Annotated in this window: 11 protein-coding genes; 10 read left to right on the top strand and 1 reads right to left on the bottom strand. The window is 57.7% G+C overall.

Annotated features, from left to right (window positions below; translation table 11 throughout):
- Positions 1-222 precede the first annotated feature (222 nt).
- Positions 223-3,750, top strand: a complete 3,528-nt coding sequence (locus GIW69_RS19315) for a calcium-binding protein (RefSeq protein WP_236484377.1) — start codon at positions 223-225, stop codon at positions 3,748-3,750.
- A gap of 202 nt (positions 3,751-3,952) precedes the next feature.
- The gene (locus tag GIW69_RS19310) at positions 3,953-5,812 is read left to right on the top strand and encodes a hypothetical protein (RefSeq protein WP_236484376.1); all 1,860 of its coding nucleotides are present in this window, start codon (positions 3,953-3,955) and stop codon (positions 5,810-5,812) included.
- 143 nt (positions 5,813-5,955) lie between these two features.
- Here the strand turns inward: GIW69_RS19310 and uraH are convergent, their stop codons facing one another.
- A complete protein-coding gene (uraH, locus tag GIW69_RS19305) occupies positions 5,956-6,309 on the bottom strand; it encodes a hydroxyisourate hydrolase (protein ID WP_236484375.1) in 354 nt (117 codons plus the stop codon).
- Between the two features lie 425 nt (positions 6,310-6,734).
- On the opposite strand from uraH, the gene puuE reads away from it, so the two are divergent.
- The 8 genes from puuE to GIW69_RS19265 all read left to right on the top strand — a co-directional run bounded on the left by puuE (position 6,735) and on the right by GIW69_RS19265 (position 14,869).
- Positions 6,735-7,661: an allantoinase PuuE gene (gene puuE, locus GIW69_RS19300; protein ID WP_236484374.1), complete on the top strand. Its 927-nt coding sequence runs from the start codon at positions 6,735-6,737 to the stop codon at positions 7,659-7,661.
- Positions 7,658-8,173: a 2-oxo-4-hydroxy-4-carboxy-5-ureidoimidazoline decarboxylase gene (gene uraD, locus GIW69_RS19295; RefSeq protein ID WP_236484373.1), complete on the top strand. Its 516-nt coding sequence runs from the start codon at positions 7,658-7,660 to the stop codon at positions 8,171-8,173. The genes puuE and uraD overlap by 4 nt, the downstream gene beginning before the upstream one ends.
- Before the next feature lie 87 nt (positions 8,174-8,260).
- The gene (alc, locus tag GIW69_RS19290; RefSeq protein WP_236484372.1) at positions 8,261-9,256 is read left to right on the top strand and encodes an allantoicase; all 996 of its coding nucleotides are present in this window, start codon (positions 8,261-8,263) and stop codon (positions 9,254-9,256) included.
- A gap of 126 nt (positions 9,257-9,382) precedes the next feature.
- On the top strand, positions 9,383-9,886 hold the full coding sequence (locus GIW69_RS19285) for an ureidoglycolate lyase (protein ID WP_236484414.1): 504 nt from the start codon (positions 9,383-9,385) through the stop codon (positions 9,884-9,886).
- Between the two features lie 50 nt (positions 9,887-9,936).
- Positions 9,937-11,241, top strand: coding sequence for a urate hydroxylase PuuD (locus GIW69_RS19280; RefSeq protein WP_236484371.1), 1,305 nt, complete (start codon positions 9,937-9,939; stop codon positions 11,239-11,241).
- A 168-nt stretch (positions 11,242-11,409) separates the two neighbouring features.
- Positions 11,410-12,768: a nucleobase:cation symporter-2 family protein gene (locus GIW69_RS19275; protein ID WP_236484370.1), complete on the top strand. Its 1,359-nt coding sequence runs from the start codon at positions 11,410-11,412 to the stop codon at positions 12,766-12,768.
- Positions 12,769-12,924: 156 nt separating this feature from the next.
- Positions 12,925-13,710 carry an outer membrane protein OmpK gene (locus GIW69_RS19270; RefSeq protein WP_236484369.1) on the top strand — a complete coding sequence of 262 codons (786 nt, stop codon included), beginning with the start codon at positions 12,925-12,927 and terminating at the stop codon, positions 13,708-13,710.
- A gap of 373 nt (positions 13,711-14,083) precedes the next feature.
- Positions 14,084-14,869, top strand: coding sequence for an outer membrane protein OmpK (locus tag GIW69_RS19265; protein WP_236484368.1), 786 nt, complete (start codon positions 14,084-14,086; stop codon positions 14,867-14,869).
- Positions 14,870-14,979 lie beyond the last annotated feature (110 nt).

The following is a 14,979-nucleotide window of genomic DNA, read 5'->3' as shown; positions in this document are numbered from 1 at the left end:
TTCCAATGGCCATCCCGATCTGCTTGCGAGCAGCTAAAGGATGGCCGAAACCCAACCGCTTCCCACCTTTGTCCAACGGGTAGTATTTATATATTCGTTGGCGTTTTTCCGTGCCCGCCGTTCGCAACAGACCGCAACAACCCATTGATATACAACACTTTTAAAACCTTCTTAAGATCATCCGACAACCTAAACCCAACCGCCAGAACAAGGATGTTCATGATGGCTACATTGATTGAGCCGGCTTCGTTACCCCATGACGATGCCGTAGAACTAACGGACATGGAACCCAGGGCGAACAAACGCACAACGTCCACCCTCGACATGGACGGCAGCGACATCAGTGACAACAACCCGTCAGCCAGGCACACGACATCACAACTGAAAGCGGCGGACGCTTTATTCGGGCCCTTTCAGATCGGCCCCGTTTCCGTCACCCGCACGGCACTGAATACCCTGGGTGCCACCCTCAACGGTCAGCCGCTGGATGGCCAGAACACATTCTTCCGCACGCCCAAACCCGCCTTCATCAATGGTTTGCAGTTCAGTGCGCAGCGCGTTGAACACTATTTGAAGACGTTTGGCAGTGCAGACGACTATCTGTTGCCGACCCTGCTTTTCGAGATCGCCAGTCGCCGCCCCCTGACGTTTGCACCAATGCTGCGAGAAAGCCCCGCCGCCCCGGCTGCTGCTCACGGCTATAGCGCCAAACTTCAGCAACTGCTGGGTTCGGCACAAAAACTGGATCTGCGTGACGCACAGCTGCCGCCAAAAACACCGCGCTGGGTCGACCGCGTCAAAAGCGGCAGCATGGCCAGTGTCGGCGTCGGGCTTCAAGCCTTCGGCATCTTCAGCGGACTGCGTGGATTGCAAGACGCCCTTCGCAACAAAAATGCCTATGAAACAGTGTTCAACGGCGCAAGCATTGCCACGGAAGTCGGCTCCATCGGTGTCGAAGTGGCCGTGACCAGAAAAGCCACGCAAATGATCAATGCGGGACAGCACGCGTATAAGGATTTCGGCAAAACCCGTTTTGCCGTAAGACTGGGGCGCGCCGGCGGTTTGATCGCCGGCGCACTGACGCTGCCCTTCGATATCATCAGCGCCGTCAACGCTTTCAATGCGGCGGCGTCCGCGTCTGATAAAGAAGCCGTTGATCATTACGTTTCCGCAGGCCTGAGTGTCACCAGCGCCGCCATGACGGTCATCCTCGGTACCGCTGCGCTGGCAGGTTTCTCGTTCGCAGGGCCGGTCGGCATCGTGGCCGGTCTTATTCTGATTGCCGGCTCACAGATCTGGGGGGCGATTCGCGCGGTCGACGAGATCGACGACTACATCGAACTGACGGCGCTTGAGCGCCTGCGTACCGGCTGGTTCACCGTCTGGGGCATCAGCCCTGACAAGTACATCGTGGATCGCCACGCCATTGCCAAAGCTTCGGCCGAACATTCGAAAATGCTCTTGGCGGCGGCTCGAAAACTTCTCGACGGCCCACTGAAAGACACCACTGAAGTCATCGTCAGCGGCCACGTTGATGTCGGGCTGAAACAAGTACCGGTCAGAACCTACAGCTGGTGGACAGGCAGCGAGACGATCGAGATACAGGATCGCCCGACCACCAATGATGGCGATGACACTATCGATGCTCGCAATGGCGTGAATCCTGATACGCCGGGGGCCGTGTTTGGCTCCGCTGCCGAACACAAAGGCGTTCTCTGGCTCATCGGCGGCGGCAATGACACCGTCGCCGGCGTAACGAAAAAACCCAATGAATTTCACTATGCGTCGGGATTAAAAGACCTGGTCGGCGGTGAAAAAGATGATGTGTTTGTCTTCCAGGGCGCCACTGACTTGCTCGCCGAAGGACAGCAGGATTCCCGACTCAGCGCACTAAACGCCGGGGCTGGCAATGACACGCTGATTTTCGATGGCGATCTTTCTACCAGAACCGATAAAGGTTGGGGCTACCACGTCGATCTGAAGGCCGGGAAGATGTCGGTCATCGCCAAAGACAGTACTTCCGATAATGGCAAGAAGAAGGTCGACCATGCTCTTTTGAGCGGATTCGAGAACGTGCAAACACTTGCCGGTGGCTTGAACGTTGTCAAGGCAACGGACGGCGCCAACATCATCAAATCCCGTGGCGACGACGCCATCGATGCGGGGGGCGGAGATGACCAGGTGTATTTGCTCAACGGCAATGGCTGGGTGACGGGCGGTGCCGGACGGGACACTTTTGCCGTCGCCCACAAGCAGGGTCATGTTTCAATCGTCGAGGACGGTGTCGATGAAAGTTTCATCATGCTGGATTGGCGGATGGAGTTGATCGAAAGCTGGAAGATAGAACAGCAGGACTTGATCATCACATCCACGTTCGATCTGGAAGACAGCGGTAAAAGAATCTTGCGGATTGAAAAAGTCTATAAAAAAATCAACAGCCAGCGTCATTTAAAGAACAGCAAGCTGACCTTCATTACCAAGGATGGCTTTTATCTGGTGCCTGAACTTCCCGACATCATCGAAACGCCGGACGCAACACCGGTGGAAGCAACCATCACACGTCAAGGCACCCTTCAATACCCGGCCATCCTCTACACACCCGAATGCAGTGTTCCCGCCAACATCGATACTCACTACCATGTTTCCCGATCAACTGAGCACACGACGTTCAAGGTCGAAAAATTCAGCAAACAGGCAATTACTACCCTCCATGTTGATTACGCCAGTCATGAGTTGACCCGTGTCGAGAGCGTTTATACCGCCGGCGAAACATCATCCTTGCGGTACGACCAGATTTTGCATTTCGGCGGCCATCGACTGACCCTGCATAATCTCGCCAGTGCCTACAGCGGTTCGGATCTTGCGTCGCGACTTGCCAGATTGACGGACAATCACCACTTCATTCTGATCATGAATGACGATGTCTCCTACAAGGTCAATCGTGAACAGATTCGTGCCAATGGGTTGGTAAACCCGGCCAACACAGGCATCGAGCGGATATGGAAGATAGACGTCGCGCTACCGCTAAAGCCCAGAAACGGAACATTGTTTTATCGCCTGCCCCGCGATAACCCGCCCCATTCGCTGGGGACTTGGGCCAAGTGCGTCAAGATCCGCGTCCTTGCGGAGCACACGGCGATCGAAAACTTGTTGGGCCAAGGCTCGACCTATCTGATTCACCTGAATCCGCAAACAACATTGCGCATTTCGACGCCCGGCGCGCTGGCCAACGCTTACTTGCGTCTGCCCCGGGCATCGACATGGGAGTTTGACGCGACGTCTCTTGGCGAAGTTGAAATCAAACTTTTGAACAACCAATTGCACATCGGCAGCAACGTTATTCACCTCCCCGTCTGTGAAGATCCGGAGGATCTGATTGATCAAGTCCGCGTTATCACGGTGAATGGGGTTGTCCATACCGTCGATCTTCTCTTCGAAGCCATCTACATCGATTCGCTTGATGCGCGTTACTTCACGCCAGTCCCCGACCCCGCAAAAGCGCTGCCCACAGCGCTGGCATCGCTGGCATCGCTGGCGACCAAGACCCTGACGGTGTTGAACGCGCAGATGGCTGACGGTACGCCGGGCAACCTCTCGTACAACTTTGAGCAACGCTCGTGGCTGCTCGATACCGACTCATCGCGGCTTATCGAACTCGATGAAATCCGGACAAACAATCGCTGCGCCCATGAACGCATCGCTCGGGAGCAGGCCGTCATCGATGCGCTGAACAAAGTCCCGATCCAATAAACGCAAGTCCGTGAACTGACCTGGATGTCGACCAAGGCGGCCAACGCCTTGGTTTTTTTTCACCGATAGATATATGTACCGCACTGGGTCGAGCCTTCTCGACGAACATCCGGGTTCCTGGGTTCAGCGTCGCGTCCGGCGTCTATTGCCGCTTGTTGACGGCCGCTACCCCCATCAATCCTGTTCGTCATCGGAGCCCTAAATGGCCAAACCTCCTAGAAAACTGCCCGGCACTTCTGCCCCGGACACCCCTCCCGCGCCGCCTCGAAACCTACCGGAAAACACCTCGGCGACCAGCGAGCGCATCCATACCGGACATGTCACTCAACGCACGGACGCAAACCCGGACGCTCCCGGCTCCAGCACGCCTCGCGCTGTCGATACGTCAGGCGTAACGGTCACAGAACTCCCTGATGCTCGCGCCAGGTTGCACGCCTCCTATCTGGAGTCGATCTCGTTGCCCGCCAATCAAATCGATCAGCTGCGCCCTCTCGGCAACGACACGGCACTGTTTCTCGGCCCGGACGACAAGACCTATGCACACGTCTCCGGGGAAGGCTATTACTGGGTCGAAATCAAGCCCGACGGTGTGCAGGTTCCGTTGCCGTTCGCGCCAAACGTAGAGGGCCCTTTTTTGACCAGAGTCGATGGCCAGCCACTGTGGCGCGTAGAGCGGCCCGCCTGGTATTTACAGGAAGGGACACCTTCGCCCCCGGCCCCGATTGCCGGACCAAGCAGTGCAACGGCCATCGCCTTCATTCCGGACAACCTGGCCTCCAGGCTTACCCAGGCGCACGATTCCGTGGAAGGCTTGCGCTATGACAAGCACAAACGAATTTATATAGATACGGCGCAGGGGACGGTCATGGTTCAGCGTCGTCCGGATGGCACATATCAGCAAAAGTCGGCCAGCGAACTGGTCGCTTCCGGACCGATATTCGAGCCAGTACCCAACACCAAATTCTGGCAACGTCGCGAGCAGCCCCAACAGGAAGAGGCCGGCCCCAGTAAGCGCCCACGGCTCGATCGACAGACCGGTGATTCGAGCGAAACCCGTCGGGCCACGCCAACACCTGAATCGCGAACCCCGGATCCGCTGGACCTTTCCCAGAATCTATGGCGCAACTGGGGAAAGAACACCCGGCCGGAATCGGGCGAATCGGTTGAAATCAATCAGCTGCACTACCGGATCGTGCCGCAAGGTAGCCAGGTCGATATCGTCTATCTGGAGCACCCAGGCTTTTCGCCCGCGCGATACGACGCGTTCGATCAGATGTTGCGCGATGAGCCATCGCTGCAACCCCGGTGGGCGCGAAAAGTGGAGGGGCAATGGGAGGTTTTCGAGGCGCGCCTGCCTTTCGAACGTTCCCTGACTCAGTACACGGCCGGTCAATTCAAATACCTTTCAGATCTCTCGGTCGAGGCGACCGCCCGCACGGCATTTAACAAAGCCGCTCACGCCGGGGTCATCGACGGTCCGGGGATCTCCCTGCTGACCCAGACGATGCGATTCTGGAGCCGTGCGCCAGACGCCCCTACTCCGCGTCGGGATTTGGCCGATCCCTTGATGATGTTGCCCGTTCGCAGCAACCGCTTCGAAAGCGACATACTCGGCGGCGTGCTCGAACTGCCCTTGCCTTCCGACGTTGCATTTCAACATGTGGATTTAGATCCGCAAAAATTTCCCCGGCAGTGGACGGCCTATGAGGCTGCACCCGACAAGGCTCAATTGCGCGCACTGTTTCATACCTTGCTTGAGGACATGGGATACAACGTCAATGCCTCGACTCGCAGACTCAGCGAAGACGCCCTGCTGTTTCATCGTGACGGCATCGACGCGGTATTCGTGTTGAAGTTTCCTCATGTCGCCGGGAACACCATCGCGCGCTACACCCTTCCCGGTACGGAAATCAGCAGTTCCGTGTTTCAGATGAGGCTGAATGAGGCAGACCGGGTTCGATTGAACGCGCACCTGCGTAACAATCAAGTCATTTTCCTGGTCGGCGGGGTTCAACAGCTCTCGCCTGACCGGTACAGCCTGTTCATTATCCGCGAACGCTGATTGTTTCAGGGCCCGGATCGTATCGGTTTGGGCCTTGATGCTTCGCGGTCGACAGACGAAAAAAAGCCCGCAGTGTGAGCGGGCGAAAGACCAAAGAAGCTATATGCGCAGTCGCTTCCAGGGTGAGGCAGCTGCTTGGGGGATCAGCTGCCCCGATACGTGGAATAGCTGTAAGGCGAAATCAGCAATGGCACGTGGTAGTGATCCTGCTCTGCAGAAATGCCGAACCGCAGCACCACCACATCCAGAAACGCCGGCTCCGGCAACTGAACGCCACGGGCGCGGTAGTAATCGCCCGCGTGAAACTGAACCTGATAAACCCCGGTACGGTAGTCATCGCCTTGCAGCAGCGGCGTATCGACCCGGCCATCGCTGTTGGTTGTCGCACTGGCGACCAATTCCAGGTGCGAACCTTCAACGCGGTACAGCTCGACCTTGATCGAACTGCCCGGGCAACCGTGTGCAGCGTCCAAAACGTGTGTAGTCAAACGTCCCATTGATTCTGCGCGCCTGCCTGCGTGGAGCAGTCAGACTTCGCGCCTCCCGAAGTCAGTTGAAAAGGAGACCGCACCGATTCGGAGCACGAAACGCTGCGGCGAGCGACTGATTAAGACACTTTTCAAAAAAATTGTACACAATAAAAACGACATTTTTAACGTCACCCCCGCCATTCGGGGATTTCGCCGCGATCTACCTCCAAACCTTGCACCGATTGCACCCTTGAACCATTAGCTGACTGGTCAGGCAGGTTTCTTGCAGGCTCACGCCAGTGAACGGAAAAGATGACAGCCGGTGAAAAATGCAAAAATTCAGGCTTACAAATTGATTATAAAGTTGTATACAATCAGCCCATCACTGTGACGCCAGACGTCACCTACACCTGACCTTGAACACGTCGTCATGAATAAGAAGGAAGACTGCAGTGAGTGCTGACTACCCACGCGACCTGATCGGTTACGGCAGTAACCCTCCTCACCCACACTGGCCGGGCAATGCGCGGATCGCCCTGTCGTTCGTACTCAATTACGAAGAAGGCGGCGAGCGCAACATTCTGCACGGCGACAAGGAATCGGAAGCCTTCCTTTCGGAGATGGTCGCGGCCCAGCCTCTGCAAGGCGCGCGCAACATGAGCATGGAATCCCTTTACGAGTATGGCAGCCGTGCCGGCGTGTGGCGGATTCTGAAACTGTTCAAGGAATTCGACATTCCGCTGACGATCTTCGCCGTGGCCATGGCCGCCCAGCGTCATCCGGACGTGATCCGTGAAATGGTCGCCGCCGGTCACGAGATCTGCAGCCACGGTTACCGCTGGATCGACTACCAGTACATGGATGAAGCCCAGGAACGCGAGCACATGCTCGAAGCGATCCGTATCCTCACCGAAATCACCGGCGAACGTCCGCTGGGCTGGTACACCGGCCGCACCGGCCCGTTCACCCGTAAACTGGTGATGGAAGAAGGCGGTTTTCTCTATGACTGCGACACCTACGACGACGACCTGCCCTACTGGGAACCGAACAACCCGACCGGCAAGCCGCACCTGGTGATCCCGTACACCCTGGACACCAACGACATGCGCTTCACTCAGGTGCAGGGTTTCAACAAGGGTGACGATTTCTTCGAATACCTCAAAGACGCCTTCGACGTGCTCTACGCCGAAGGTGCCGAAGCGCCGAAGATGCTGTCGATTGGTCTGCACTGCCGCCTGATCGGCCGCCCGGGTCGCATCGCTTCGCTCAAGCGCTTCATCGAATACGCCAAAAGTCATGAACAGGTGTGGTTCAGCCGTCGCGTCGACATCGCGCGCCACTGGCAAGAAACCCACCCGTACCCAGAGGCCGCCAAATGAGCACCTTTCAAACGCTGAAACCGTCGACCCTGAGCCGCGACGCCTTCGTCAAAGCCTTCGCCGATATTTACGAGCATTCGCCATGGGTGGCCGAGAAGGCCTACGACCTGGGCGCAGACGCTTCGATCGACGAGATCGAAACCCTGCACCAGCGCATGAGCGACATCCTGTTGAGCGCCGATCACGCCAGCCAACTGGCACTGATCAACGCTCACCCGGACCTGGCCGGCAAAGCTGCCGTCCAGGGCCAACTGACCGAAGCCAGCACCAATGAACAGGCTGGCGCCGGTATTCACCAATGCACGGCCGAAGAGTTCCAGCGCTTCACCGAGCTGAACGACGCCTACAAGGCCAAGTTCAAGTTTCCCTTCATCATGGCGGTAAAAGGCAGCAACCGGCATCAGATCCTCGCGGCGTTCGAAACGCGCATCAACAATTCGCAAGAAACCGAGTTCAAGTGCGCGCTGGCGGAGATCAACAAGATTGCCCTGTTCCGTTTACTGACCCTTTAGCAAACCTCGCCCGAGCGCATCAGACGCGGAGAGCGCCCAGGGCCTGGCAAGCATCCCCAGCCACTTATTTAAAGGCAGACAAGAAGAATGAAAGCTTACGCCGTACCTTTCGAAAAATTCGTCAACCTGGCCGATGCCCGTCTGGGCACCAAAATCATCTCGGTCACCGATGACTGGTTCGCAGACGCCAACCGTCTGTTCCAACCGACTCCGGCTGTATGGAAGGAGGGCGTGTTCGATGACAACGGCAAGTGGATGGACGGCTGGGAGTCCCGCCGCAAACGCTTCGAAGGCTACGACAGCGCGGTCATCCGTCTGGGCGTACCGGGTTCGATCAAAGGCGTGGACATCGACACTTCATTCTTCACCGGCAACTTCCCGCCATCCGCCTCTCTGGAAGCGTGCTTCCTGGCGTCGGGCGAGCCGGACGACAACACCCAGTGGACTGAAGTGCTGTCGGCCGTCGAGTTGCAGGGCAACAGCCATCACTACCACGAAATCAGCAACGACAAAGCGTTCAGTCACCTGCGTTTCAACATCTACCCGGACGGCGGTGTTGCCCGTCTGCGCGTATACGGCGTTCCGCATCGCGACTGGTCGGCTGTCGGCGACAACGAGCAAGTCGACCTGGCAGCAGCCCTGAACGGTGGCCGCGCCCTCGCCTGCTCCGACGAACACTTCGGTCGCATGAGCAACATCCTCAACCCGGGCCGTGGCATCAACATGGGCGACGGCTGGGAAACCGCACGTCGCCGTACCCCGGGCAATGACTGGGTCATCGTCGCGCTGGGCCACCCGGGCGAGATCGAAAAAATCGTCGTCGACACCCTGCACTTCAAGGGTAACTACCCGGACACTTGCTCGATCCAGGGCGCGTTCGTCAAGGGCGGCACCGACAGCCAGATCGAAACCCAGTCGCTGTTCTGGCGCGAACTGCTGCCAAGCCAGAAACTGGAAATGCACGCCGAACACACCTTCGTCGAGCAGATCAAGGCACTCGGCCCGATCACTCATATCCGTCTGAACGTGTTCCCGGATGGTGGTGTAAGCCGCCTGCGCGTTTTGGGCAAGGTCGCTAAATAAGGTTGAACCCAATCGCTGGCAAGCCAGCTCCCACAGGTTTTGTGAACGCCACAGTCCACTGTGGGAGCGGGCTTGCCCGCGATGGCGATAGTTCTAACAACACAGAATTCGGATAAGAAGAACAGCATGCGCACATTGACGATTGAACCGCTGACAAAAGAAGCCTTCGCCCCTTTCGGTGATGTCATCGAAACCGACGGCAGCGATCACTTCATGATCAACAACGGTTCGACCATGCGCTTCCACAAACTGGCGACGGTCGAAACCGCCCAGCCTGAGGACAACGCGATCATCAGCATTTTCCGCGCCGACGCGCAGGACATGCCGCTGACCGTCAGCATGCTGGAACGCCATCCGCTGGGCAGCCAGGCCTTCATTCCGCTGCTCGGCAACCCCTTTCTGATCGTGGTCGCGCCGGTTGGCGATGAACCTGTATCAGGCTTGGTCCGCGCCTTCGTCACCAACGGCAGGCAGGGCATTAATTACCATCGCGGCGTTTGGCACCATCCGGTGCTGACGATCGAAAAGCGGGATGACTTCCTGGTGGTTGATCGCAGTGGCACAGGCAATAACTGCGATGAGCATTTTTTCAAAGAGGATGAGCGTCTGATCCTCGCCCCCCACCAATAAGAGAAGGTCTGATCACTCGATCACAGAGTGACAGGCGAGAGGTAAAGACTGTGGAAGCACATCTGTTGGAATGGCTGAACCTGAGCGTGCGCTGGGTTCACATGATTACTGGCGTGGCCTGGATCGGCGCGTCGTTCTATTTCGTCTGGCTGGAGAACAACCTCAACCGCATCAACCCGAAAACCGGCCTGGCCGGTGACCTGTGGGCGATCCACGGCGGCGGTATTTACCATCTGGAAAAATACAAACTGGCCCCGCCATCGATGCCGGACAACCTGCACTGGTTCAAGTGGGAAGCCTACTTCACCTGGATGTCGGGCGTTGCGCTGCTGTGCGTGGTGTTCTACTCCAATCCGACGCTGTATCTGCTGGCGCCGGGCAGCTCGTTGAGCGGTCCTGAAGGCGTGGCCATCGGTATCGGCTCGCTGTTCATCGGCTGGTTCATCTATTCCTTCCTGTGCGACTCGGCGCTGGGCAAACGCCCTGCCCTGCTCGGCGGCATCCTGTTCGTGCTGATCATTGCCGCGGCGTATGGCTTCAGCAAAGTGTTCAGCGGCCGTGGTGCTTACCTGCACGTCGGTGCAGTCATCGGCACCATCATGGTCGGTAACGTGTTCCGCATCATCATGCCGGCGCAACGTGCACTGGTTGCGGCGATTGCCGAGAACCGCACGCCCGATCCGGCCCTGCCGGCCAAAGGCCTGCTGCGTTCGCGTCACAACAACTACTTCACCTTGCCGGTGCTGTTCATCATGATCAGTAACCACTTCCCGAGCACTTACGGCAGCCAATACAACTGGCTGATCCTGGCCGGGATCGCGGTGCTGGCGGTGTTGGTGCGTCACTACTTCAACACCCGTCATGACAGCCACAAGTTCGCCTGGACACTGCCTGTTGCAGCGGTCGGGATGATCAGCCTGGCTTACGTGACCGGCCCGACGCCGATGTCGATGGCACCTGAAGTGGCCAAGGCGCCAGCAAAAATCGAGTACCAGCCACTGCCGGAAACGGCACTGGGTGGCGACAAGAAACCCGCTGAAGCCGCACAACCTGCCGCACCTGCCGAGGCGCCGGCCCAGGCGTCCAACGCCGGCCCCGGTTTCGACAAAGTGCACTCGGTCATTCAGGAACGCTGCGCGGTCTGCCATTCGGCCAAACCGACCAGTCCGTTGTTCAGCGCTGCACCGGGCGGTGTGATGTTCGACACCCCTGAGCAGATCCGCCAGAACGCGGCGCGGATTCAGGCACAAGCGGTCACTTCGCAGATCATGCCACTGGGCAACATCACACAGATGACCCAGCAGGAACGTGACCTGATCGGTGCCTGGATTGTGCAGGGAGCCCAGACCAATTAATCGTTAAAAACATCGCTGGCAAGCCAGCTCCCACAGGGTTTTGCACTGCCTGTGTGGGAGCTGGCTTGCCAGCGATTGGCCGCGACGCGGTTTACCTGATGCAAAGAAACAGCTGCCAGCAACCCGGCAGCTGTTAATCACAAGAATAAAAAAGATCCGAGGTGTTGCATGTCCGAGCTCTCCAAAGCGCGCATCCCCGACGCACCCGCCATTCAGCGTTTGCCCCTTTTGCAACTGATTCTGGTCGGTTTGCAACATGTTCTGCTGATGTACGGTGGCGCCATTGCGGTGCCGTTGATCATCGGACAGGCCGCTGGCCTGAGTCGTGAAGAAATCGCCTTTTTGATCAACGCCGACCTGCTGGTCGCCGGCATCGCCACGATCGTGCAGTCCATGGGCATCGGCCCGATGGGCATTCGCATGCCGGTGATGATGGGCGCCAGTTTTGCCGCTGTCGGCAGCATGGTCGCCATGGCCGGGATGCCGGGCATCGGTCTGCAAGGGATCTTCGGCGCGACCATCGCCGCCGGTTTCTTCGGCATGATCATCGCGCCGTTCATGTCCAAGGTTGTGCGTTTCTTCCCGCCGCTGGTGACCGGCACGGTCATCACCTCGATCGGTTTATCGCTGTTCCCCGTGGCCGTGAACTGGGCCGGTGGAGGCGCTGATGCCGCCCAGTTTGGTTCACCTGTCTATCTAGCCATCGCCGCACTGGTGTTGGCCACCATCCTGCTCATCCACCGCTTCATGCGCGGGTTCTGGGTGAATATTTCCGTGCTGATCGGCATGTGCCTGGGCTACGTGCTGTGCGGCCTGCTTGGCATGGTCGATCTGAGCGGCATGGCCAGCGCGCCCTGGCTGCAATTTGTCACCCCGCTGCATTTCGGCATGCCGAAGTTCGAACTCGCGCCGATCCTGTCGATGTGCCTGGTGGTGGTGATCATTTTTGTCGAGTCCACCGGCATGTTCATCGCTCTGGGCAAAATCACCGGTCAGGAAGTCTGCCCGCGCATGCTGCGTCGCGGCTTGCTATGCGATGCCGGCGCGTCGTTTTTTGCCGGGTTCTTCAACACCTTCACCCATTCCTCCTTCGCGCAGAACATCGGTCTGGTGCAGATGACGGGCGTGCGTTGCCGGTCAGTGACCATCGTTGCCGGCGGCCTGCTGATCGTGTTGAGCCTGCTGCCGAAAGCGGCGTTCCTGGTGGCGTCGATTCCGCCAGCGGTTCTCGGTGGTGCAGCCATTGCGATGTTCGGCATGGTTGCCGCGACCGGCATCAAGATCCTGCAGGAAGCCGACATCGGCGACCGTCGCAATCAATTGCTGGTGGCGGTGAGCATCGGCATGGGCCTGATTCCCGTGGTGCGTCCGGAGTTTTTCGCGCACTTGCCGTTGTGGATGAGCCCGATTACCCACAGCGGCATCGCCATGGCGACCCTCAGCGCATTGCTGCTGAACCTGCTGTTCAACATTCTCGGCGGCGCAGAACGCGCGGCCATCAACGACTGCCAGGCGCACCAGCACTAACTGAAAACCCATCCCCCTGTGGGAGCGGGCTTGCTCGCGAAGAGGCCGTGTCAGTCACCGTCAATATTGAATGACCCACCGCTTTCGCGAGCAGGCCCGCTCCCACAGTGAGAACAGCTTTGCGCCTCAAACAATAAAAACAAGAGGGAGCAACAGATGATTCGGACACAGACAAACCTGCTGTTGAGCGGCGGCCTGCTCGTCGCGAGCCAAGCCATGGCCGGCGATTTACTGCTGTGGCAGACCAACAGCCTCAGCTACCTGTATGGCAAGAACTTCGCAATCAACCCGTCGATCCAGCAGACGGTGACGTTCGAACACGCCGACAAGTGGAAATACGGCGACAACTTTCTGTTCGTCGACAAAATCTTCTACAACGGCCAGGAAGACCGCAACAAAGGTCCGCACACCTTCTACGGTGAATTCACCCCGCGCTTCTCGTTCGGCAAGATCTTCGACCAGAAAATCGAATTCGGCCCGATCAAGGATGTGCTGCTGGCCATGACCTACGAGTATGGCGAAGGCGAAAGCGAGGCCTACCTGATCGGTCCCGGCTTCGACCTCAAAGTGCCAGGCTTCAATTACGTCACCCTGAATATCTTCCGCCGCCAGACCGAAGGCCCGCGCCCGGGCGACGGCGTCTGGCAGTTCACGCCGGCTTGGTCCTACAGCATTCCGGTGGGCAATTCCGACCTGCTGATCGACGGCTACCTGGACTGGGTGGTGGATAACGACGAGAACTCGCGCGGCACTTACCACGCCAATCTGCACATCAATCCACAGATCAAATATGACCTGGGCAAAGCCGTCGGATGGCGTCAGAAACAACTGTATGTCGGCGCCGAATACAGCTACTGGAAAAACAAATACGGCATCGAAAACAGCCACACCCTCGATACCCATCAGAACACCGCCAGCCTGCTGGTGAAGGTGCACTTCTAAGATGACCCGCAACCGTGCCCCATACCTGTCGTCGGTGCTCTGTTGCGGGGCACTTGAGGGCCGGCCGAGGAGTCAGTATTCTCCGCGGCCGTCGAAATCCGCTTTAAAAAAAAGCCCGGATTTAATTCCTGACCGGCTGGCCAACTTATCCCGGCACCGTTCAGAATCAAGGCATCCCGAAAAAACGCTCATTCGACTGTTTTTCAGCAGTCGAACGGGCGTTTTTTGGTTTCTCCAAAGCCTTGGCTCAGCTTTTGCAAACAGCATAGAAGCTGACCGATTGGATGACTTTTGCAATAGAAAAAGGCGCCACACCAGAGCGCCGATATTAAAAAAAATAAACGTGGAACAACCTACTTTTGGGAGCAACCGAATGAAACGCACGTGCACCAGCCTGATGCTCGCAGGATCCTTGCTGGCCGGCGGCCAGGCCATGGCCGACGGCCTTCTGCAATGGCAGGACAACAGCCTGACGTACCTTTACGGCAAGGACTTCAAGGTCAACCCTGCCATCCAGCAGACCGTCACCTTCGAGCACGCCGATGGATGGAAGTATGGGGACAACTTCTTCTTCATCGACAAGATCTTCTACAACGGCGACAAAGACTTCACCAACGGCCCAAACACCTACTACGGCGAGTTCCAGCCACGCATCTCGCTGGGCAAAGTGCTTGACCAGAAGATCGAATTCGGCCCGATCAAGGACGTGCTGCTGGCGATGACCTACGAGTTTGGCGAAGGGGATTCGGAGTCCTACCTGATCGGTCCAGGTTTCGACCTGGCGATCCCGGGCTTCGACTACTTCCAGCTGAACTTCTACCAGCGTCACACCGAAGGCCCACGCGCCGGTGACAACGTCTGGCAGATCACGCCAGTCTGGTCATACACCCTTCCGCTGGGTAATTCGAACGTGCTGATCGACGGTTACATGGACTGGGTCGTCGATAACGACTCCAACGCCCATGGCGACTACCACGCCAACCTGCACTTCAACCCGCAGATCAAATACGACCTGGGTAAGGCGCTGCATTTCGGCGAGAAGCAGTTGTACGTAGGTGTTGAGTACGACTACTGGAAAGACAAGTACGGCATCGACGACACCCGTGCCTTCACCACCAATCAGAACGTGACCAGCTTCCTGGTGAAGTTCCACTTCTGATCCTGGTGTAAGTGGCGTCTGCGAGGACGCCACCGCTGGCAAGCCAACTCCGACAGCGTTTTGTGTCGCACACAATTATTGTGTTCACCCAGCAACCTGTGGGAGCTGGC

Source organism: Pseudomonas syringae, from assembly GCF_021605415.1.
In the GTDB taxonomy this organism is placed as follows: Bacteria; Pseudomonadota; Gammaproteobacteria; order Pseudomonadales; family Pseudomonadaceae; genus Aquipseudomonas; species Aquipseudomonas syringae_S.
The sequence above is the reverse complement of the archived record's forward strand: the minus strand, read 5'-3'. Positions and strand labels throughout refer to the sequence as shown.